The organism is Nitrospinota bacterium (genome assembly GCA_027619975.1).
In the GTDB taxonomy this organism is placed as follows: Bacteria; Nitrospinota; Nitrospinia; order Nitrospinales; family VA-1; genus JADFGI01.
The window spans coordinates 98194-119918 of record JAQCGX010000001.1; the positions used below are offsets into that span (position 1 = coordinate 98194).

Annotated in this window: 18 protein-coding genes; 10 read left to right on the plus strand and 8 right to left on the minus strand. The window is 48.2% G+C overall.

The genetic code is table 11. The features are described 5' to 3' along the window. Positions 1-112 precede the first annotated feature (112 nt). Positions 113-880: an exodeoxyribonuclease III gene (locus O3C58_00505; protein ID MDA0690343.1), complete on the plus strand. Its 768-nt coding sequence runs from the start codon at positions 113-115 to the stop codon at positions 878-880. Positions 881-1038: 158 nt separating this feature from the next. Next, positions 1039-3966, plus strand: a complete 2928-nt coding sequence (locus tag O3C58_00510; protein MDA0690344.1) for an insulinase family protein — start codon at positions 1039-1041, stop codon at positions 3964-3966. A 143-nt stretch (positions 3967-4109) separates the two neighbouring features. Here the strand turns inward: O3C58_00510 and tpx are convergent, their stop codons facing one another. The 3 genes from tpx to O3C58_00525 form a co-directional block, all read right to left on the minus strand. Then, positions 4110-4688: a thiol peroxidase gene (gene tpx / locus O3C58_00515; protein MDA0690345.1), complete on the minus strand. Its 579-nt coding sequence runs from the start codon at positions 4686-4688 to the stop codon at positions 4110-4112. A gap of 207 nt (positions 4689-4895) precedes the next feature. Next, entirely contained in the window at positions 4896-7277 is a 2382-nt protein-coding gene (locus O3C58_00520) for an endonuclease MutS2 (protein ID MDA0690346.1), read from the minus strand. A gap of 11 nt (positions 7278-7288) precedes the next feature. Continuing rightward, entirely contained in the window at positions 7289-8569 is a 1281-nt protein-coding gene (locus tag O3C58_00525; GenBank protein MDA0690347.1) for a hypothetical protein, read from the minus strand. A gap of 456 nt (positions 8570-9025) precedes the next feature. Between O3C58_00525 and O3C58_00530 the strand changes: the two genes are divergently transcribed. Continuing rightward, positions 9026-9733: a hypothetical protein gene (locus O3C58_00530; GenBank protein MDA0690348.1), complete on the plus strand. Its 708-nt coding sequence runs from the start codon at positions 9026-9028 to the stop codon at positions 9731-9733. Here O3C58_00530 and O3C58_00535 read toward each other — a convergent pair. Together O3C58_00535 and O3C58_00540 are read right to left on the minus strand one after the other, a co-directional pair. After that, entirely contained in the window at positions 9658-10566 is a 909-nt protein-coding gene (locus tag O3C58_00535) for a PAS domain S-box protein (GenBank protein MDA0690349.1), read from the minus strand. The genes O3C58_00530 and O3C58_00535 overlap by 76 nt on opposite strands. Before the next feature lie 28 nt (positions 10567-10594). Further along, positions 10595-13012: an ATP-binding protein gene (locus tag O3C58_00540; protein ID MDA0690350.1), complete on the minus strand. Its 2418-nt coding sequence runs from the start codon at positions 13010-13012 to the stop codon at positions 10595-10597. Positions 13013-13357: 345 nt separating this feature from the next. On the opposite strand from O3C58_00540, the gene O3C58_00545 reads away from it, so the two are divergent. The 4 genes from O3C58_00545 (at position 13358) to proC (ending at position 15908) form a co-directional block, all read left to right on the plus strand. Further along, on the plus strand, positions 13358-13753 hold the full coding sequence (locus O3C58_00545; GenBank protein ID MDA0690351.1) for a response regulator: 396 nt from the start codon (positions 13358-13360) through the stop codon (positions 13751-13753). A gap of 126 nt (positions 13754-13879) precedes the next feature. Continuing rightward, positions 13880-14218 (plus strand): P-II family nitrogen regulator, encoded by a 339-nt coding sequence (locus O3C58_00550; protein MDA0690352.1) that lies wholly within the window; start codon positions 13880-13882, stop codon positions 14216-14218. Between the two features lie 81 nt (positions 14219-14299). Continuing rightward, positions 14300-14998 carry a YggS family pyridoxal phosphate-dependent enzyme gene (locus O3C58_00555; protein ID MDA0690353.1) on the plus strand — a complete coding sequence of 233 codons (699 nt, stop codon included), beginning with the start codon at positions 14300-14302 and terminating at the stop codon, positions 14996-14998. Positions 14999-15044: 46 nt separating this feature from the next. Beyond that, on the plus strand, positions 15045-15908 hold the full coding sequence (gene proC / locus O3C58_00560; protein ID MDA0690354.1) for a pyrroline-5-carboxylate reductase: 864 nt from the start codon (positions 15045-15047) through the stop codon (positions 15906-15908). A gap of 30 nt (positions 15909-15938) precedes the next feature. Here proC and O3C58_00565 read toward each other — a convergent pair whose 3' ends face one another. From O3C58_00565 to moaA, 3 genes are all read right to left on the minus strand, one after another. Then, positions 15939-16172 carry a hypothetical protein gene (locus O3C58_00565; GenBank protein MDA0690355.1) on the minus strand — a complete coding sequence of 78 codons (234 nt, stop codon included), beginning with the start codon at positions 16170-16172 and terminating at the stop codon, positions 15939-15941. Continuing rightward, positions 16154-17005 (minus strand): ATP-dependent sacrificial sulfur transferase LarE, encoded by an 852-nt coding sequence (gene larE, locus O3C58_00570; GenBank protein ID MDA0690356.1) that lies wholly within the window; start codon positions 17003-17005, stop codon positions 16154-16156. Before larE ends, O3C58_00565 begins: the two co-directional genes overlap by 19 nt. Positions 17006-17129: 124 nt before the next feature. Beyond that, positions 17130-18143, minus strand: coding sequence for a GTP 3',8-cyclase MoaA (gene moaA / locus O3C58_00575; protein MDA0690357.1), 1014 nt, complete (start codon positions 18141-18143; stop codon positions 17130-17132). 525 nt (positions 18144-18668) lie between these two features. On the opposite strand from moaA, the gene O3C58_00580 reads away from it, so the two are divergent. The 3 genes from O3C58_00580 (at position 18669) to sufC (ending at position 21720) form a co-directional block, all read left to right on the plus strand. After that, positions 18669-19415: a NifU family protein gene (locus tag O3C58_00580; protein ID MDA0690358.1), complete on the plus strand. Its 747-nt coding sequence runs from the start codon at positions 18669-18671 to the stop codon at positions 19413-19415. 26 nt (positions 19416-19441) lie between these two features. After that, positions 19442-20893 carry a Fe-S cluster assembly protein SufB gene (sufB, locus tag O3C58_00585; protein MDA0690359.1) on the plus strand — a complete coding sequence of 484 codons (1452 nt, stop codon included), beginning with the start codon at positions 19442-19444 and terminating at the stop codon, positions 20891-20893. 80 nt (positions 20894-20973) lie between these two features. Further along, positions 20974-21720: a Fe-S cluster assembly ATPase SufC gene (gene sufC / locus O3C58_00590; GenBank protein ID MDA0690360.1), complete on the plus strand. Its 747-nt coding sequence runs from the start codon at positions 20974-20976 to the stop codon at positions 21718-21720. The last annotated feature ends 5 nt before the right edge of the window (positions 21721-21725 follow it).

The following is a 21725-nucleotide window of genomic DNA, read 5'->3' on the forward strand; positions in this document are numbered from 1 at the left end:
TGCCATAATACCGCTTTCATTTAATTTGTCCTGGTAAAAATAACCTGATAAACCACATCTTTTGGCCTCTGTTTGGTATGCAGGCTTAAAAAATTTCTAGAAGGAGCGGGACATAAAAATCTATAGCTGGAATGTGAATGGCGTGCGTGCGGTTTTGAAGAAAGGGTTTTGGGATTGGTTTGAGACTGAGTCCCCTGATATTTTATGTCTTCAGGAAACCAAGGCGCAACCTGATGATCTGCACGATGGAATTCTTGAGCCGCCAGGCTATCATGCGGTGTGGAATTCGGCGGAGCGCAAGGGGTATAGCGGCGTGGTGACTTTCAGCAAGGAAAAACCGAAGTCGGTTGCGCTGGGTATTGGCGTCCCGAAGTTCGATATGGAGGGAAGGGTCATTCGCACGGAGCATGATGGATTTGACCTGCTGAATGTATATTTCCCGAATGGCACCAGCGGTCCTGAAAGATTGCAATACAAGATGGACTTTTACGATGCCTTTCTGGAGCATTGCGAATCTTTACGGTCTGAGGGGAAAAAACTGGTCATCGCCGGGGATGTCAACACGGCTCACAAGCCCATTGACTTGAAAAACGCCAAGGCCAATGAAAAAAATTCAGGGTTTCTTCCTGAAGAAAGAGCCTGGATCGATAAATTCGTCGCCCACGGATATGTGGACACTCTGCGTATCAATCATCCGGAGCCTGATCAGTACACCTGGTGGACCTACCGCGCCAATGCGCGGCAGAGAAATATCGGCTGGCGGATCGACTATTTTTTTGTCACCGAGGATTTAGTGACGAAAGTGGAGGATGCCTTCATTCAGCCGGAGGTGATGGGTTCGGATCACTGTCCCGTAGGGCTGGAAATTAGAGCCGGGTGACCTCTGCCAACTATTTAGCCTTTAAAACCCGATTTTCCCGGACCGGAACTGCATTTCCTGCATCATATCCCATATAATTATCTATTACCCAGAATTTTAGACCCGGCGGGTTGACATTTCTGCCGGGTTATTTAAAGGAATATATCTAAAGGATACTCATGAGCTTTGAAACGGATCAGACCTACTTTGGCTTTAAACTCCTCAAAAAAGAATATCTAAAGGAATTAAAAACTCCGGCGTTGTTTTTCAAGCATGAAGGCAATGGCGCGGAGGTGTTGGCCATGGAGAACGATGACGACAACAAAGTCTTCAGTATTTCCTTTCGCACTCCTCCCGAAAACGACCGGGGCGTGGCGCATATTCTGGAGCACAGTGTCCTTTGTGGGTCTAAAAAGTATCCCTTGAAAGAACCGTTCATTGAACTCATCAAGGGAAGCCTGCAAACTTTTTTGAACGCCATGACCTTTCCCGACAAAACCATGTACCCGCTGGCCAGCCGCAACCACAAGGATTTTAGAAACTTGATGAACGTGTATCTGGATGCGGTGTTTTACCCGCATATCACGGAAGAAACCTTCATGCAGGAGGGCTGGCACTATGAGCTGGAATCGTCAGAGCAAGAGATGATTTATAAGGGTGTTGTGCTCAATGAGATGAAGGGGGTTTTTTCCAGCCCGGAAAGTATCATCGACCGATACCTGTCCCATTCCCTTTTTCCCAAGACCACCTATGGGTATGAATCCGGTGGAGACCCTCTGGCGATTCCTGATTTGACCTACGAGGAGTTTAAGGAATTTCACAGGAAATATTATCATCCATCCAACAGCCGGATTTTCCTTTATGGCGATGGCAACACGCTGGAGCACCTGGAGTTTATTCAGGAAAATTATCTGAAAAAATTTGACCGTATGGAAGTGGATTCCTCGATAAAACTGCAGCGGAGATTCAGCAAGCCCAAGCGCAAAGTCATTCACTATCCGGTTTCCAAGGACGAGTCTCTGGATCAAAAAACTTTCGTTATTACCGGGCTCAAGCTGGGAAAAGCTACGGACCACGAACATTGCATGGCGTTCAATATATTGAGCCATCTATTGCTGGGGACCTCGGCTTCCCCGTTGCGCAAGGCTTTGATGGATTCTGAGCTGGGCAGTGAAGTGATTGGCGGCGGGTTTGACGATCAACGGGCCGAGACTTTATTTGCCGTGGGCCTGAAGGGAACGGAAGTGGACCGGGAAGAAAAAATATTGGATCTGGTCTTTTCCACTTTACGCGGACTGGTGGAGAATGGAATTGAAGAAGACATGATCGATTCGGCTGTGAATAGTGCCGAGTTCCGTCTGCGTGAGGCAAATTTCGGTGGCTTTGCAAAAGGCATTGTCTATAACATTCAGGCGCTCAGTTCCTGGTTGTATGATGCGGACCCCACCATGCACTTGAAATATGACGCCCTCATGAGAAAGATCAAAAGAAAATCCAAAGAAGGTTATTTCGAAAAATTGATCGCGCGGCATTTATTGAATAACAACCACCAAAGCACCCTGGTGGCGATTCCAAAACCCGGTCTGGCTAAACAGCAGGACGCCAAGGTTCGCAAAAAACTCAAAGCGATCAAGTCATCGCTTAAGCCTGAAGAAATCGATCAAGTTGTGGAACGAACTAAAAAGCTTCAGCAATTGCAAATGACTCCCGATAGCCCTGAAGCTCTTGCGACCTTGCCCAGCCTGGAATTGGAAGACATTCCCAGCCAGGGGGAGGAATACCCCATCGAAATAAAAAACGAATCGTCTCCCAAGATTCTTTTGCATGATTTGTTCACCAACAAAATTGCCTATATTCAGATTGGGTTCAACGCGCATACGGTACCGATGGAATTGATTCAATACCTGCCTTTATTTGGCCGGATAATTCTGGGCATGGGAACCAAAAAGCGCAGTTATACGGAAATGTCGAAACTGCTCGGCATCCATACCGGCGGGGTGCGGCCCTGGCATTTTTCATCCACCCCGATTGCGGACCGGCACCAGGTGATGTCTTATGTGTTTTTCAACGGCAAAGCCGTTATGGAAAAGCTCGACACGCTGTTCGATATTTTTGCCGAGTTTTTAGGGGAGTTTAGTTTTGACAATCACAAACGTCTGGTGGAAATTATCCGCAGCGCCAAGGCGGATATGGAAGACACCATTGTCCCGCATGGCAACCAGTACGTCCTGTCCCGCTTGCAGTCCTACCAATCCCGGTTGGGTCAGTTTGATGAACTCACCGATGGGATCGCCTATTTTAAATTTCTTGAGCAGTTGCTGGAGCGCGCAGAGAAAAATCCCGCTGAAGTGGCGGACAAATACCGTCAATTGGCGGACTTTATGTTCACCCGGGAAAACGCCTTGTTCAATATCACTCTGGAAGGCAAGGATTATCCAAAAATTCAGAAAAAAATAGATGGGTTGATGGAAGTGATCCCTGATAAATCCAGGGAATTGGCAGAGTGGAAACTTGATCCTGTTCCCAATGATGAGGGCTTTCTCACTGCAAGTACGGTTCAGTATGTGGGCAAGGGCGCCAATTTGTATGACCTGGGATTTGAGCACAGCGGTTCATTTAGCGCCCTGAAATCTCTTCTGAGCACAGGTTTCCTGTGGGAGAAAGTTCGCATGCAGGGCGGGGCTTACGGAAGCTCCAGCTCCTTCGATTTCTATACGGGAGATTTCGGCCTGGTTTCTTACCGGGACCCCAACTTGACGGAAACGCTGGATATATACGATCAGATTGCGGGCTATATTGCCAATCTGGACTTGCCGGATGAGGAGATGAAAAAACTAATCATCGGTTGTATTGGCAGGCTCGATCCGCCCCTCACGCCTGATAGAAAAGGGTCCTCATCTATGGTCGATCATTTGACGGGACGGACGCATGCCATGCGACAAAAATTCCGCGAGGAATTATTGGCCACCCGTCTGGAGGATTTAAAAGCCCACGCCGATCTGTTTCAGAAAATCAAGGAATCTGGAAGGGTGTGTGTGTTGGGCAACGAGGAAAAAATAAAAAAAGCCAAGCCGCTCTTTAAGGAGCTGGTGAATATATTTAATTGACTCCGTCTCTCCATTCCCTTCCTTGCCAAAGAGGGGAATGGAGATGTTCTGAAAAAATTTAAAAACAACCAAACTTTTCTATAAAGTTGATTTCGCAGTTGGTCGATAAAGAACTCTGAATCAGCGGATCGAATGATTGTTGATCATTCAGGCTGAAGGGATCTTGCGAAATCAAATGCTTTAGCCATATCCGGTAGCTGGGCCAGATCAGGGACGATCTCCAGATAGCGGATGGTTCCTTCCCGATCAAGCACCAGAATCGCGCGGGCCAGCAGACGGCTTTCTTCAATGAGGAGACCGGAAGCATGGCCGAAACCGGCGTCACGGTAATCCGAGAGAAACAGGATATTTTCGATTTTAGCTTTCTTTGCGAAACGTCTTTGCGCAAAGGGAAGATCCCGGCTTAAGGTTATCAGGCGGGCGGTTTGATCGAGGCCGTCGTTTTTTTCACTCAGTATGTGGGTTTGTTCCTCGCAGGTGGGAGTATCCAGGGACGGAACAACGCTCAGGATGGTAATTTTTTCTTTCAGGGATTTCAGGTCGACCATTTTTAAAGACCTGTCAGGAAGGCTTATTTCCGGGAGTGTTTGTCCCACCTGTAAAGGTTCACCCATTAAAGTCAGCGGTGCACCTCTCAATGTGATTTTATTATTGCCCGAATGTGCATTGAGTGGAATTGTCAGAAAAAATATTATCAGAAGAAAAAATCTCGCCTTGTTCATTGCGGTTCCTCTTTTTTTACATTATGGGTATCTCTAAAAATTGACTAAATGCTCCTAATCGTCAACTTAAGGAGATGGCTTTGTTTTAGTGGAACAGGCGACCTGCCCTTAAATTTAAGGATAGGTCGCCCGTGCCACCAATATAAGAAATCCTTGTACAGTGTTCGATTTCCTGTAATAAACTAATTTTTAGAGATGCCCTTATTTTTAAAGCTCAACGACGGTGATGCCGTCTCCCCCGTCTCCTCTCGAACCGGGTTGGAAACTCTTACACATTCCCGTGGTTTCGAGAAACTCTCGCGTCAGTTTTTTAATGGTTCCCATGCCATGACCGTGGATCAATTTTACCTGATGTACGTTATTCACGATCGCCTGGCTGAGAAACTGTTCCATCGCCTCCAGAGCTTCTTCCGAATTCATACCTCTTAAATCGCAGGATGATTTGGCCTGCTGAGTATTCTCGGAATGCACTTTGATGTTTATAGTATCGACTGAATTTTTAGCGGGTCGGCGGTTGCCTGGGTTGCCCTTCAGGTGCACGGTTTCTACTTGAGTGGTCAGGTTGCCAAGCTTGACGCGCACTTTTTTCTTGCCGTTGGGATTTTCAAGGAGAACGCCCACCGCGCCATAGGCTTCGACCAGCACTTGATCGCCTTCAACCAGTTTCTCGGGAGGTGTGACCCATCCTGAAAAATCCTTGCCGTTGGCGGATAGCGGCGTATGCCCCAGGGTCCGAATCTGTTTTTCCACCCGGCGGATTTTCGGTGCGTCCTGGCTTCCCTTGATCTCCTGAAGCAATTTACGAATTTCAAATTTTGCTTCCCGCACATAAGTCTGGAGCCGTTGCTTTTTATCTCTTTGGAACTCGTTTTCATCGGTCCGTAATTTCTGCGTGAGGAAGTTTTGCTCTTCCTTCAGGAGGGTGATTTCCTCAGTTTTTGCCTGGATGATCTTGGTGTTCTTTTCCAATTGCAGTTTTTGTTGCGTGAGGTCTTGCAGAAGGTTTTCGGCGCGGTTATCCTTGGCTTCATACATCTCCCGCGCCCTGGCGATGATGCCGGTGGCAAGGCCCAGTCTTTGGGCTGTATCCAGAGCGGCGCTGTGACCGGGAACGCCAAAAATCAACCGGTAGGTGGGGGTCATGGACTCAGGGTTGAACTCGGTACAGGCATTGAGAAAACCTTCATGAGTCTGCGCCAGCATTTTAAGGGACAGATAATGCGTGGAAACCAGCGTCACCACGTCACGGCGTTTTAACTCCAGAAGGATGGCCTCCGCCAGCGCCGCGCCTTCAAATGGGTCGGTCGCGATTCCCAGTTCGTCCAGAAGGATCAAGGCTCCCGGACTGGTATGGTGCAGGATGAGAATGATTTTTTGCAGATGCCCTGAAAAGGTGGATAAACTCAACTGGATGCTTTGGTCGTCGCCAATATCTGCGTACACTTCCGGGAAGAATCCTATTTCTGACCCTTCCCGTACAGGAAGAAACATGCCGGCCCGGACCATCATCGACATGAGCCCGATGGTTTTAAGGGTCACGGTCTTGCCTCCCGTGTTGGGACCGGAAATGATGATGGCACGGGTCGATGCTTCCCACGAAATGTCGTTGGGAACGACCGTATGCTTGTTTAATATTAATTCCGGGTTACGCGCCTCTATCAGATTCATGTTTCCATCACGATTCATGGGGCACTTTTTAGCTTGCATAGACTGCGCCAGCCGGGCTTTAGCATGAACCAGGTCCAATTCGGCAAGAGCCTCGAGATTGGCGCACAACGGTTCCTGATGCAATACCATTTGCGAAGCCAGCGCTTGCAGGATTTTGAATTTCTCCTGATCGACCCTGAGTTTGCAAATCTTCAATTGGTTATTCAAGGGAATGACTTGCGTCGGCTCGATAAAAAGTGTCTGTCCACTTCCCGAACTGTCGTGCACGATGCCATCCACCCGCGATCGGTATTCGGCGCGGATGGGAACCACCAGACGCTCTTCCCGCTCGGTAAAATAGCTGTCCTGCATAGCTTCCTTGAAAGCCGCTGTGGAGAATAGTTTGGCCATTCGATCTTCGAGTTTTTGCTTGGCTGTCGTCACCTCCCGGAGGGCTTGTTTCAGTTCCGGGGTGGCGTTTTCCTTTATTTCGCCATCATCGGAAATGCAGGTTTCAATTTCTTTTAAAAGTAGAGGCAGAGGATCGAGCTTTAAACTCAGAGATTGCAGGAGAGGTGTGTCGATTTTCTTTTCGAGGGTTCTTCTGAGAGCGCGACACAGACGTAAAAGTTTTAATATTTTCAGGAATTGATCCGAGGGTAAAAAACTAGTTTCCCTGGCTTCTTGAAGCAGAGGGCGGATGTCGTCAAAAGAGTTTAAGGGAAACGCCTCCCCGGATTGCAAAAAGAAAACCATTTCCGATGTTTCCTGTAGCGCCAGTTCAGCCGATGCAAAATCGGATTCCGGCAGCAGGTTATGGCATCGGTCTGCCGTCACCGGAGACAACGCGCGGGAAGCCAGGGCGTCCTGGATGAGCTTCCAGCCTATTTGTGTGAACGATTTGTGCAGAAGTTGAGTTTTACCGGACTCTGTCAGGTCCATGGAGGGAGTCATTATTGCGTGCGGCGGGCAAACGTCTTTTCGAGAGAAATGGTGATTTTCGCGTCGAAGAGCATGGCGGGATCACGGTTTTGCTTGAAATCGCGCAAAAGCACTTCAAGATCTTTCACCAGTTTGTTGTTAAAGCCTTCTTGTTTTTGATCGGTGACTATCTTCCCTGCCTCATCCCTCAGCTTTTGCGTGAAGACGCGGACCGGGGCGTCGAAAGCGACCATGTCTGTATTGAAGAACAACTCAAACTCAACCAGGTTTTTCCCCATCACCTCGAATTCGTTGTTGCCTTTCTGGCTGGCAAAAAGAGTGGCGATTTTTCCATCCTGAACGTTGACGGGTTCCTTTTCCGGTCCCGGCAGTTGCAGTGCGGCCATTTGCACGCCTTTACTCAAACGAGCCCAGTTGACGCGCCCCAGGTGATTGGCCTCGCGCGTCATCCGTAGCACTTTAGGCAGAGGATCGCGGTTTTGGTTCTTCATCCATTGGGCAAGCGGCGGGATTTCGGACTCGGGCAAAAAGTGGCCGCCATGAGCCGAGCCTTTTTCATCGTGTTCCCGGTAGACGACGGGATATTTCATGTCCTGCAAAATTTGATGAACCCGGCGCGTGAGCTGGATCGGAAACACCGGATCGTGCACTCCCTGGATGATATAGATGGGAGTGTTTTTTAAATTCACCAGGAAATGCATATAGCGCGGGGTGATGCCACTGGCGATGGGAACGATGCCCGCGAACCGATCGGGATAAAACATTCCGATCATGTAGGCGCCAATGGCTCCATTGGATAATCCCGCTAAAAAGATGCGGTTGGTATCCACGGGATATTCGGTTTGCACGTCTTGAATCAATTGCAGGACGAGGTCTTCCGCCGGTTGCGCCCACCAGGCCCCCGTAGGATAAGACGGGCAGAGAATGATAAAATCCTCCGCCAGCCGGTTGACCCAGGCCGGAATCGTGCTGGCTCCGCTTCCCCCCATGCCGTGTAAAATGACGATCAAGGGATAGGCCACTCCCGCCTTGGCCGCTTCGGGGACATACAGAGCGTAAGGGTAGTTCCTGCCGTTGAGATTTTTTCCCCGATCCACCTGCAATCCGGTTAGGGTGACAGCGGGCAAAGGGGTTTCTTTCAGGATCGATTTGATCAATTCATTGGAAACCTGCGATCCCTTCAACCGGGTGATAACCGCGCTTTCCACGGCAGGATCGGTTGTGGACAGGAAAAGGTCCACCTCCTCTTTGACCACAATTTTTTGCGAAGGCGGAAGTTCCAAAGGGGCCATCCCCCCTGACATGGGCATGCAGGATGAAATCCCAAGAATTAGAATCAGTAGAATTAGAGGTCTCATACATAAACCTTAAAGGAATTTGATTTTAAAGTAAAGTGAACCGGATCACATCAGGTTTCCATTGAAAGACTCAGAAAAATCTTTTAGAGGGCGATATGGACAATGAGAAACAGGTTCGGTAGTATCTTAATGATTTATTGGAATAGAATCACTCATTTGGCGCAAAGGATTGTAATGGATAAATTAGCTCAGGAACCACCGGCTACCCCGGTTCAAAAAAGAGCTTTGCAAAACCTGGATAAGAATCAAAATACCCCCTCACCTCAATCCTCTCCCCCTAAGGGGGAGAGGAAGAAACTCCTTCTCCCCAGCGGGGAGAAGGCTGGGATGAGGGGTGGTTCTTTTGCAAAGGTCTCTATTCAACAGGGGATATTATCTTTTGGCCAGGGCTTGGAAAAGTTAAGCCCGACGCGAATTCTCACCTTGATGTTTAAGTGCCGGAAAAAGAATTTTGATTATATGGGGCAGGTGAGGCTGGAGAAAGACAAGCCTGGACTTCAGGTGGAAATTTTTAATGACAATTATTTCTCTCATTTCGATGCGAAAAAAGGGGATGTTCTGAATTCTCTGGAAACCACCATTCTCCAACGCCTGGCAGGTCATGAAAATTTATCTTCGGATTATAAATCGTTGATCCAGTCGTTTCTTGAGGCAAGGGTCCGTCCTTCTTTTCCCGCAGTCCCGGAAGAGATGTTGGAAATAAATGCCAACGGTTGCGATCTGCAAGCAATTTTTGACCGGTTAAATGCGGAGTATTTTAAGGATGCCATCCAGGCCGGGATAGGTTGGGGACGGGACTCGCAAACACCCAACCGAAGCGCCATACGGTTTGGGTCTTATGATATTTTAAAAAAAGTGATCCGCATCCATCCCCGGCTCAATCAGGATTTTGTTCCGCATCCTGTGGTGGAGCTGACGGTTCACCATGAGATGTGTCATCAATGGGCGCCGCCCCGCAGGAAAAATGGCCAATGGCTCGCGCATCATGCGGATTTCAAGAAAAAGGAAAAAGAGTATCGTCTTTATGGGGAAGCGCGCTGTTGGGAAAAACAGAACTGGAAAAAGTTATTGAAGCCGGTTGGGAGGAGAATTTCCTGACTTCGCTCGTACCAGGGAGGATCTTCATCGGTATATAGAAATAAGATGCCGATCAGTTTTTCCCGGCTCTTTAAAGGGACGATGTAATGACCGTGGGCTGTCATGTCGGCAAATAACCGGGTGTGCCGGTCGTCGGAAAAACAGCTGTTGCTGACCAGCATTTCCCCGGACTCCGCCGCGCGTCCGCACAGGCAGTCTCCAAAAGGCACCACCTTGTCCTTTTCCATAAACTCATCTGAAAATTCCCCAATGGTGGTGAAAAGATTCAGCACCTTTTTGTCATTATCTGCCAGGAAGATGCCGGCCTTGTATTCCACCTTGAGTTCGTTAAACCGGGTGATCGCCTCCATGGCATGATTTAACATGCCCTTCAGGGAATCGATTTTGTGAAGCGCCTTGGCGACGGCGTGCAAAACCTTGTATTCCTCGGTTGCCAGCCGGGCTTGCTCCTCAAGTTCCAGTTCCCTGGTGATTTCGTGCTGAACCGCGACATAACTCAGAATCCTGCCGGTATCGTTCCATATGGGGGAGATGGTCAACTCGGCGTGGTAGAACGACCCGTCCTTGCGCTTGTTGATCACCGGACCCCGCCAGATTTTTCCTTGCAGGAGAATGTCCCATATTTCTTTATATCTCTCGGGAGGGTTTTGACCGCTTTTTAAAATACGCGGGTTTTTTCCCAAGGCTTCCTCTGGAGAATATCCGGTGATTTTTTCAAAGGCCGGGTTCACGTAGGTGATGGTTCCTCCGGGATCGGTAATGATCACGGCTTCCGCGAGGGCCTCCACCGCTCTGGAAAGTTTTTCGCTTTTAAACAGGTCAAATTCTTCCATGGTTGGTCTTTTTTAAAGTGAAAAAAAGTTAATTTACCGGAAAAGAGATCGTGAATTTGGTTCCCTTTCCAACCGTTGATTCTACGGAAATGCTCCCCCCGTATTTATCCACCAGCCGGTGCACGATATTCAATCCCAGTCCCGTCCCTTTTCCCTGATCCTTGGTGGTAAAGAAAGGATCGAATATCTTGGAAAGATATTCCTGAGGAATCCCAGGGCCGTTGTCCTTTATGGTTGTAACGATTTTGCCATTGTCCTGGAAGGAGGTTATGATTAGGTTCCCCTTGCCATCCATGGCCTGGACGGCATTGGTAATGATGTTTAAATATATTTGTTGGATTTCCTCAGGCTTGGCTTTTATAAGTGGTAGTTGGGATAATTTTTTTTCGATTTTGATATCGTTTGAGTAAGAAGCCATCATCGCCATTTCAATTGAGGCATCCAGCCGCTCGTTGATATTAACATCGCGCATTTGATCTGTTGCTCCAGATCGAGAATAACCTGACATATTCAGGATAACTGATGCCATGTGTCTGGATTTTTCCAACACCTTTTGGGCGTATGTTTTTATTTTCTCAGGATTTTTCTCTTCCAGAATGGCCTCGGTAAACCCCATGATGGAGAACAGGGGGTTATTCATTTCATGGGCAATCCCAGCCGTAAGTGTTCCCAGGCCAGACAATTTTTCAGCCATGGTCAATTGATCCTGCAATGATTTCTGTTCGGTGATTTCCTTCATAAGGAGTCCTATCTGTCGTTTCTTTTGCACGGTAATGGAGACATCGAAAAATTGATAGGCAAACACCCGGTTTCCTAAAGTCACTACATTTTTGGTTTCCCATGCCGGGCCGACTGATTTTGGCGCCAACGGGTCTCTTGGTCCCTGGTTTCCAAGAGAGACCTTGGTGGTCTTGGCGGATTTTTCATCACTGCCTTTGGCGTAGGCTTGCAATTCATCCATCACGGATTGCCATTGACCGCTGAATTCCAATCCCAAGGTGGTGAGAGTTTTGGCATGCGCTTTAGCGGTGGATATCCCGGTCAATGTTTCGAAGGCTTCATTGACGTATTCGGCTTTTAATTCATCGTTAAAAATGAGCAGAACATCGGGAACGCTCATCAAAATGCTTTCGGTATATTCCTGCAGGGAGCGTACCTCCTTTGTTTTTTCCTCTACTTTTTCCTCTAATCCGGAAAAAGCTTTTTTCAACAAAGAGTTCATTAAGTTGATTTCATTGGCAAGGGATTCGATTTCATCACCCGTGGAAATCTTTAAGGGTTCGACGGCTTCGCCGCGTCCAATACGGGCGGTTGCATTCTGTAATATGCGAATGGGGTTGACGATCCTGTTGGATGCCAAAGATCCCATGAGGGCGATCAATAGAATAGACGCAAAACCCGCCGCTGAAATCCATAGAAGCAATTTTCGGGTAGGAGCAAAAACTTCATGAGACGATTGCCAGGCAAATGTGAACCACTTCCTACCGGAAGATGCCACGGTCGCCTTGTTGGTTTGCAACAAGGGGGCATAGCCGATGATCGATAAGCCTTCGTTGGTGTGGCCATCGCTTTGAGTGATAGCCCATCCCGCCTGCGGCTTGGTGACATCGGCCACGAGTTGAAGGTCCTGAATTTTAAAACCGGTTGGGAGAACGGGACAATCGATCACCATCCCCTCGGAATCAATCAGCATCACATGACCGGTTTCCCCAAATATTATCTGCTCAATGGAAGCCGAAAAGAATTGTTTTGCCAGATACACCCGGTGCAGAACGCCAATGACTTTTCCGTTTTGATCGAGAATGGGGACTTCACAGTGAAAACCAAATTGATCCGTTCCGGACAGGGAGCGGATGGGGCCGATGTAAACAAATCCTTCTCCCCCTTTGACGGTTTTGGAAACGAAGGCATAATCCCCACTGAAAAATTCCGGATAGTCATTGATGCTTGAAACCAGCACGCCTTTTGAATCCGTCACGAAAAGAGCGTGCGTGGAGGTTTGCGAAGCCGGATATCTTTTTATAAAACTTTTCAGAATCCGGCTTCCGGAATTATTCAGTAGGTTTTCGGAACCAGGGCCTTTAGCTTTCCACTCCTTAGCCTGATTGCTGAATTGCTGGGCCAGTTCGGCATCGTCCATTTGTGAGGTTACGCGGAAACGTTCTCTTACGGTCAAAACCAGAGTGGGATGGCTGGCCAGACGGATATTTTTTTTAATTTCCTCCAGCATAATAAAATCGATCTTGGCCGCTGTTTCGGTGGCCAGCGCCTGGAAACTGGCCCCAATCACATTCTGCAGAGATTTTGTTCCCTGGATGTAAGAGATGACCATAGCCAGCAGGAGAGGGAGGGTTCCCACGCCCAGCATGATCAGGATTAGCTTGGACTTTAAATCCTTGAGAGGGGTTTTGACGACATCAGGAGTGGAGACCGGCGATTGGAGCATTTATTTTAAGTTCCAGTAATTTAAGTAAAAATAAAAACTGAAATTTTCAACAATAATACCATTCAAAATAATTTTTTGGTTTTGCTATTGACGGCTATGGTGCACGGCACTACCTTCCAAAAGAAGAGTGAATCATGTGTAACATATGTCACCGCTGGCAAACTCGCAAGGCTTTAGCGTAACAGAAGTGACTGGAGGTACATACATTTTACAACGGCTTTGCCTGATTTTCAGATTAAGTTGTCTGTCTATGACGATATAGGGATTTGGTTCTTTTTGGGGTTGGCAGTTTTATTCGACTTTTTAGGGAAGTACAGTTAAAAATTATTATGGGAGGGAAATACAATGCCAAAAGGTAAAATTTTAGTCATTGATGATGAGGAAGATGTTCGCGAAGTATTGAGACTCCATTTGGAAGGCGCTGGGTTTCATGTCATAGAAGCTGAAAATGGAGAAGAGGGTATTGCACTTCTTCGGTCGGAAGACAATATGATCAATGTGGGTCTGATTTTATGCGACATCCGAATGCCCAAAGTCAATGGTGTGGAGTGTGTCGATTTTCTCAAACGAGAGGCTCCAGGAATTCCCGTCGTTGTTGTTACGGGTTATCCGGATACGGAAATGGCCACGTCCTTTATGAAAAAAGGCGTGAAAGATTATCTGGTGAAGCCGGTTGAAAAGGAAAAACTTCTTAAAGTTGTGGATGATATAGTGGCCGCCGGAAAAGACATTGGTTTGTAATATTCATGACAGGTAAATTGAACTCGATCCGAGTTTTTCGGCGCAGTCGGTTTTGTTTTTTTAAGGCTTTGCAATCTCAAAAGGTTGCAAAGCCTTTTATTTTGGTCTAGATTGGTTATCAATATTATGAAAATGATCAAATGCTATATACGACACGAGAAACTGGACGCAGTTCGATTAAAACTGTTTGAATTGGGTGTGCCTGGTCTTTCGGTTATCGAGGTTAAAGGAATCGGCAAACCTTTAAGCCAGTTAAAGTCAGCCCCCGGTAGGGAGATGCCCCAATTCCATCCCAGGGTAGAAATATCCATCGTTTTGGAAAATGAGGCGGTGGATGAAGTGGTGGATGTGCTGGTGGCCACTGCCCAGACGGGTAGTTTTGGTGATGGAAAGATTTTTATCCTCCCTGTAGATGACGCCATCCGTATCAGAACGGATGAAAGAGGCGTGGACGCGCTTTATTAATGTCGCCTTTGGAAATTTTCGTCCGCCCCCCTTATTCTTCTGTTTTTGAAGTTCTTGAAATTGACGTCGGAATAACGTTTCTTGATATCAGATAACCTGGCAGGGGTGAAGACCCAAATAGCTCTGGCGGCACAAAAAGTCGGGCGAGATCCAGGAAGTATTCGTCTGATCGCCGTCAGTAAAACCGTTCCTGAAGAAAAAATAATTGCGGCGCAAAAAGCCGGCGCGGAACTATTTGGTGAAAACCGCGTCCAGGAAGCCCTGGAAAAAATCGACCATCTGGGGACGGAGGGTTTTGGCTGGCATTTCATCGGCCATCTGCAGAAGAACAAGGTCAAAGATGTCATTGGACGGTTTGATTTGATTCACTCCGTAGACAGCGTTGCACTGGCTCAGGTGATCGATGCAAAAAGTCAGTCCGAGGGGCAATTAACCCGTATTCTGATTCAGGTAAACGTCTCCGGCGAAGCCTCAAAATTTGGAGTTTCCCTTGACCTGTTGGAAACCACTTTACGGGCCATTGGCAAAATGAAAGCCATTCGCGTCGAGGGGTTGATGACGATTCCCCCTCATGATCCCGACCTCGAAAAGTCTCGACTTATTTTTTCACGATTGCGTGAACTCCGCGATCGTATGGCTGGGCTGGCGATAGAAGGCGTTTCATTACAAGAATTGTCCATGGGCATGTCCCACGATTTCACTGTGGCGATTGCAGAAGGAGCGACTCTGGTGCGGGTGGGGACGGCGATTTTTGGAGACCGGCCACCGGTAGAAGTATGAATGCTGAGCGCAAGAGGGTTATGACTATTTCAGGGAGACTGATATCGTGTTGAGAAGCAAAAAGCTGGGGTTCATTGGCGGGGGAAACATGGCCGAGGCGATGATCAAGGGTTTGATTTCAGCCGGATTTGTTGATGCCAAAAGTATATTTGTGTCCGATGTCGTTCCCAACCGCCTCGAATTCCTGCATTCGGAATACAAGGTAAAAACAACCTCCGATAACCGGGAACTGGTAGAAAAAAGTGACATCCTGATTCTGGCGGTGAAACCGCAAGTGGTACAAAAGGTCCTTGAAAATGTTCGCGACCTCATAGACGCAAAAAAGTTACTGGTGTCCATCGCCGCAGGCGTACCGATCACGACGATTCTCGCCGTATTAAAATCCGGGCTGGATAGAAAGTACAATGTTGTCCGAACCATGCCGAACACGCCGGCGCTGGTTCAGGAGGGGGTCACCGCGATCGCCGCCGGAGAAGATGTTTCCAAGGTGGATATTCAGATTGCCCACCGTCTGTTTGAAGCGGTTGGAAAAACCGTGGATGTCGATGAGGTCCATCTGGATGCGGTTACAGGATTGAGTGGCAGTGGTCCCGCCTATATTTTTATGATCATTGAGGCGCTGTCTGATGCGGGCGTCAAAATGGGCCTGTCCCGTGACGTTGCCAATATCCTGACCATTCAAACTGTTTTAGGGTCGGCTAAACTGGCGTGGGAAAGTAAAAAACATCCTGGCGAGTTGAAAGACATGGTCACGTCTCCCGGCGGCACCACCATCTCCGGGCTTCACACGCTGGAAGCGGGGGGCTTGCGAACCACACTGATGAATGCGGTGCAAGCGGCGACGAAACGGTCGATCGAACTGGGACGCAATGCCCAGAAACAGGGTAGGGCAGGGGAGAAAGATGATTAAGCAGAATAAAATTTACTGAAGAGGCTAAAATTATTTCCCTTTGTATTTGAGCCATTCTCCCCAGCCGGCAACAGCCAATCCTATCAACATCAGCCACGTGGGGTTCAACACGTCTTCCGGCTTGGTAAAATACAGCATCAGCATGATCGCCACGCCGCTCATGGCGAGCACCAACCCCGTGTATACCCAGCTCATACCTTTGACGAATTTATCCGGGTCCTTCAACTGTTTTCTGACTTCCGGTTTTAATTCGACTTGAAACATGGCTCCGCCCTTTCCTGATCGATTTCTTTGAGACCGTCGTTCAGCCTTCCCGACCTAAAACCTTCCAAATCCAAGGTCACATACTTGAACCCGATTTGTTTGAATCGCTGTTGAACGGTTTCGGCAATGGCATCCGCAAGAAATTCAGGCATCTCTTCTTTCAATAACTCAATGCGGGCGATTTCCCCATGATGGCGGACCCGCAATTGAGTGAAGCCGAGAGAGAGCAACAGATCCTCCGCCTGTTCGATCATGGCAAGTTTTTCAGGTGAAATGGGTTCTCCGTAAGGAACTCGGGAAGAAAGGCAAGGCATGGCCGGTTTTTCCGATGTGGTCAGACCCAACTGCCGGGAGAGTTCCCGGACATCATTTTTATTGAATCCTGCCTGGGAAAGGGGGCTCAACACTCCGAACTCCCTGGCCGCTATGATTCCCGGACGGTGATCTCCCAGATCGTCCTGATTGATACCGTTGACCATATGAGTGATGTTTCTTTTTTCTGCGATGGCTTGGAGCCTGGAATACAACTCGGATTTGCAGTGATAGCAACGGTTGATGGGGTTTGCCCGATATTCGGGGGAGTCCATCTCATGGGTCCTGAGGATCAAATGCTCGACTCCAAGTTCCGCGGCCACTTTTTGCGCCCCCAGCAATTCTCTTTCCGCAAGGCTTTCCGACTCAGCGGTTACGGCAAGAACATTTTCGTTGCCCAGCACTTTCTGAGACATAGCCAACACCAGAGCACTGTCCGCTCCTCCGGAAAAAGCCACGACAACACGCCCTAAATCCTTTAAGTGGCTCTCCAGGTTTTTTTGTTTTTGTGTGAGTGTCATAAATTATGATGAGCAGGATAGAAATATAGAACAGGATATCAAAGGCTGAGGGCCAAATCGCTAAGGAGGATTCGGTTTGCCATTAACTCATCGCACGTTAGCATTGGGTCCAGCGGTACGCTGGTCAGCCGCCAATGGCATGCATGGCCCGTTGCGGACGCTCGAAATCATCCAGATTGATTTTGTGCCCCGGCTCTTTGATCAGCACCGCTTGCTGAATGGTCTCAATAATCGTTGCATCTGAGGCTCCCGCCCGAATCAGATCTTTGAGGTTGGTTTCGTGGGTGGAGAACAGGCAAGTGCGCAATGTGCCGTCGGCGGTCATGCGGATGCGGTTGCAATGGTCGCAGAACGGATTGCTGACGGCGGTGATGATGCCTATTTTGCCTTTGCCGTCGGCAAATTTATATTCGCTTGCCGGTCCGATCTCCAAAGAGTTGTCAATAGGAACCAAGTCGTATTTTTTGCGGATGAGGTCTACTATTTCGTGGCCAAACAGGACTTTGTCCCGTTCCCAGGCCTGATCTGAATCGAGAGGCATGAACTCGATAAAACGCACCTCAAATCCGTCCGACCGGCCCATTTCAACGAGATGGAGAATTTCGGTCTCGGAAAAGTTTTTCATGGCGACGGCGTTGATTTTGATCGAATCGAAACCGACTCGAGCCGCTTCCTGAAGGCCGTCCAAAACTTGCTGGAGACAATCGCGGCGGTTGACGTGCTTGAATTTTTCCGGGTCCAGGGCATCGAGGCTGACGTTCAAGCGTTTGAGACCGGCCTCTTTCAGGCTTCTGGCATGTTCTTTTAGGAAAAAGGCATTGGTGGTCATGGCGATGTCATCAATGCCTTCCACTTTGGAAAGCATCTTTACCAACTGAGGGAGATCCTTGCGCATCAAAGGTTCGCCGCCCGTCAATCGCAGACGGTTGATCCCCATTTTAGAGACGATCGTTGCGACTCGGGTGAGTTCTTCAAAGGTTAGAAGGTTGACCCGGTCCATGAACTCCACATTGTCCGCGGGCATACAATAGGTACAACGAAAATTACAACGATCGGTGACGGAAATGCGCAGATTGACAATCGTTCGGCCCATTCCATCTACCAACTGTGGTCTTTTGGTTCCCGTTTCAGTTGTCATTTCAGGGTATCCTATATCTATATAGTGTCGGTCCCATCTCCCCATTACTCCTTTGTTTTAAAGGGTGGTGAGATGAAGAAAACAGTCCCTCGCCGGTTATCTTAATATGTGAAAACAATTATAGTCTTTTTGACCGGATTGTACATACGAATAAATGATCTCTGTATTCATTCAAAGTTTGAAAATTACCTGTTTTTTTACGTAAAATGGAGCCCGTTGGACCTATATTATAAGCGGCTCGTGTTTGTTTGAAATTTAGTCATTATTTATCAATAGGTTATGTGTTTTTTCTCGGCCAGTAGAAAGTGGTTGGGTGGAAAAAATATTAATTTTATTGGCAGTCTTAAAAAATCAAAATAGGGAAGACCTTTCTCCATTCAAGTGCATCTAATGATTGTTGAGTTCAAAGGATATTCTCTTTATACTGAGTCCTGAAAACCCGGTGTATTATACTTTGCAAAGGAAACCTGGAAGAACCAGGCGGGTTTCTTTTTAAATAGATTCCTATCAACCCAAGGGACGCTTATGTCGGTTTTGGAAGATAAATATTCAAAGAAGTTTGAAGAAGTTGCCGCTCAGCCGAAGAACCGCGGGGCCTATTATCAGGAAGATGCCAATGAAAAGGGCATGGCCCTTGTAGAAGCCAAGTTTAAGGATATGAAACTTTACTGGCTGGTGGATACCGAAGAGGACCGGGTCTACAGCGCCAAGTTTTTTGCCTACGGGGGCAAGGTTTCGCTGGCGATCGGAGAGATGTTATGCTCTCTGGTCAAAGGGTTGACCATCACAGAGGCTTGTTCCCTTCTTGGAAGCGATGTGGAGAATCACCTCCGGGATGAACCGGAAGTGCCTTCGGTGCCGGAATCCAAGCTGTTTGCGTTTGGAGCGGTGGAAGAGTTGCTAAAAATCATCAAGGATGATTACACCGGCGCTAAGGGATTGGCGATAGCCAGCGCGGCGGCTAAAAAAGAGGGAAAACCCAAGCGGTCGATGGCCGAATTGTCGATGGCCGAACAGGCGTGGCTGGGGTTGAGCCTGGACGATCAAAAAGCCCAGATCAACCTGGTTCTGGACGACAAAATCCGCCCGGCTTTAATGGCCGATGGCGGCAACGTGGAAGTTCTGGACGTGGTGGACGGTGAAAAAATAATGATTCAATACCAGGGCGCTTGTGGAAGTTGCGGTTCCTCTTTAGGTGCCACACTTTCTTTCATGGAGCAGGCCCTGCGCAGTGAAATATATAACGAATTGATAGTTGTACCCAATATGTAGAATTTCCCTAAGGGAGTGTTTATATAATGAAGACCACTGATAATACTGTATCCGACGTTGTGGAGGACAAAAAATATAAGTACGGGTTCCAGACCCTGATCGAGTCGGAAACCTTTGCCAAAGGCTTGGACGAGGATGTTGTCCGGGCTATATCTCACAAGAAGAACGAGCCGCAGTTCATGTTGGATTTCCGGCTGAAGGCTTATGAGAAATGGTTGACGATGAAAGAACCGACCTGGCCTAACGTGCATTACCCGCCGATCGACTATCAGAACCTTTCCTACTATTCCGCACCCAAGCAGAAGAAACTGCTGGATAATATTGATGAAGTGGACCCTGAACTTTTGCGGACCTTTGAGAAGCTTGGCATTCCGCTGGATGAACAGAAAAAACTGGCCAATGTCGCGGTGGATGCGGTTTTCGACAGTGTCAGCGTGGCGACGACCCACAAGAAAAAACTGATGGAAGTCGGCATCATCTTCTGCCCGATTTCAGAAGCCATTCGGGAGTATCCGGAACTGATCGAAGAATACATGGGGTCTGTCGTTCCGGTGGGCGATAATTTTTACGCCGCCTTGAACAGCGCCGTTTTTACGGATGGCTCATTTGTCTACATTCCGCCGGACACGATCAGCCCGATGGAACTCTCGACTTATTTCCGCATCAATACCGAAGAGACCGGCCAGTTTGAGCGGACCCTGATCATTTGCGCGGAAAACAGTTACGTGTCCTATCTGGAAGGCTGTACCGCGCCGCAGTTTGACACGAATCAACTACACGCCGCCGTGGTCGAGTTGGTCACGATGGACAATGCCGAGATCAAATACAGCACCGTGCAAAACTGGTATGCGGGGGACATGGAAACGGGCAAGGGTGGCATCTATAATTTTGTGACCAAGCGCGGAAAATGCCAGGGAAAAAAATCAAAGATTTCCTGGACTCAGGTGGAGACCGGATCGGCCATCACCTGGAAATACCCGAGCTGTATATTGCAGGGAGACGGTTCAGTGGGCGAGTTTTACTCCGTCGCTTTGACCAATGGGCATATGCAGGCTGATACCGGCACGAAGATGATTCATATCGGGAAAAATACCCGTTCCAGCATTATTTCCAAGGGCATCTCTGCCGATCATTCCAGCAACAGTTACCGTGGGCAGGTAAAGGTCAATAAGAACGCCGCCAATGCGAGGAACTATAGTCAGTGCGATAGCATGCTGGTCGGGGACAAATGCAGTGCGCATACCTTCCCCTATATTGAATCGGCAAATAGCTCCGTGCAGATTGAGCATGAGGCTTCCACGTCTAAAATCAGTGAAGAACAGCTTTTCTATTTTGAGCAGCGGGGGATTTCCCGCGAAAACGCGATCACGGCTGTGATCAACGGTTTTTGCAAGGATGTCTTCAAACAGTTGCCGATGGAATTTGCCGTGGAAGCGCAAAAACTGCTGACCCTGAAGCTGGAAAACAGCGTCGGTTAATACAAAAAAAAATCTGTAAATACCCTGTTGCTTGCGGTGGGGGTTGTTTACTTTAAAAACATGAATAGAGGTAAGACTGAATGCTTGAGGTCAAAGATTTACGGGCTGGGTTCGATGGCTCTGAAATACTAAAAGGAATTTCCCTGTCGATTAAAAAGGGCGAGGTTCATGCCATCATGGGGCCCAACGGATCGGGCAAAAGTACGCTGGCCAAAATATTGGCGGGGCATCCGTCTTATCAAGTGATGAGCGGAGAAGTGACTTTAGATGGGAAAAATCTGCTCGATATGGAGCCTGAGAAGCGGGCTTTGGAAGGCGTGTTCATGGGTTTTCAATACCCTGTGGAGATTCCCGGAGTGAACAACGCCGAGTTTTTGCGCATGGCTTATAACGCCAAACAGGTGCACGAAGGCAAGGAAGAACTCGACCCTCTGGATTTCGATGAAACTCTCAGTGAAAAAATGAAAACGTTGGGAATGGAACAGAAATACAAAGACCGCAACCTGAACGACGGATTTTCCGGGGGTGAGAAAAAGAAAAATGAAATTCTACAGATGGCCATTCTGGAACCAAAGCTTGCCATCCTCGATGAAACTGATTCCGGGCTCGATATCGATGCCCTGCGCGTGGTCGCCGATGGAGTGAACAAACTCCGCAATGAAAATAACGCCCTTATTCTGATCACGCATTACCAGCGATTGCTGGATTATATCAAGCCGGATTATGTGCATGTGTTGAGCCAGGGGAAGATTATCAAGTCGGGTGAGAAAGATCTGGCTCTGGAGCTGGAAGCCCAGGGTTACGATTGGCTCACCACCACGAATTGAGGAGC

Coding starts and splice junctions, on each gene's coding strand:
- O3C58_00510 (MDA0690344.1), top strand. CDS start 1,039: ATGAGCTTTGAAACGGATCAGACCTACTTTGGCTTTAAACTCCTCAAA.
- tpx (MDA0690345.1), bottom strand. CDS start 4,688: ATGAACAAGGCGAGATTTTTTCTTCTGATAATATTTTTTCTGACAATT.
- O3C58_00520 (MDA0690346.1), bottom strand. CDS start 7,277: ATGGACCTGACAGAGTCCGGTAAAACTCAACTTCTGCACAAATCGTTC.
- O3C58_00525 (MDA0690347.1), bottom strand. CDS start 8,569: ATGGCCCCTTTGGAACTTCCGCCTTCGCAAAAAATTGTGGTCAAAGAG.
- O3C58_00535 (MDA0690349.1), bottom strand. CDS start 10,566: ATGGAAGAATTTGACCTGTTTAAAAGCGAAAAACTTTCCAGAGCGGTG.
- O3C58_00540 (MDA0690350.1), bottom strand. CDS start 13,012: ATGCTCCAATCGCCGGTCTCCACTCCTGATGTCGTCAAAACCCCTCTC.
- O3C58_00545 (MDA0690351.1), top strand. CDS start 13,358: ATGCCAAAAGGTAAAATTTTAGTCATTGATGATGAGGAAGATGTTCGC.
- O3C58_00550 (MDA0690352.1), top strand. CDS start 13,880: ATGAAAATGATCAAATGCTATATACGACACGAGAAACTGGACGCAGTT.
- O3C58_00565 (MDA0690355.1), bottom strand. CDS start 16,172: ATGTTTCAAGTCGAATTAAAACCGGAAGTCAGAAAACAGTTGAAGGAC.
- larE (MDA0690356.1), bottom strand. CDS start 17,005: ATGACACTCACACAAAAACAAAAAAACCTGGAGAGCCACTTAAAGGAT.
- moaA (MDA0690357.1), bottom strand. CDS start 18,143: ATGACAACTGAAACGGGAACCAAAAGACCACAGTTGGTAGATGGAATG.
- O3C58_00580 (MDA0690358.1), top strand. CDS start 18,669: ATGTCGGTTTTGGAAGATAAATATTCAAAGAAGTTTGAAGAAGTTGCC.
- sufB (MDA0690359.1), top strand. CDS start 19,442: ATGAAGACCACTGATAATACTGTATCCGACGTTGTGGAGGACAAAAAA.
- sufC (MDA0690360.1), top strand. CDS start 20,974: ATGCTTGAGGTCAAAGATTTACGGGCTGGGTTCGATGGCTCTGAAATA.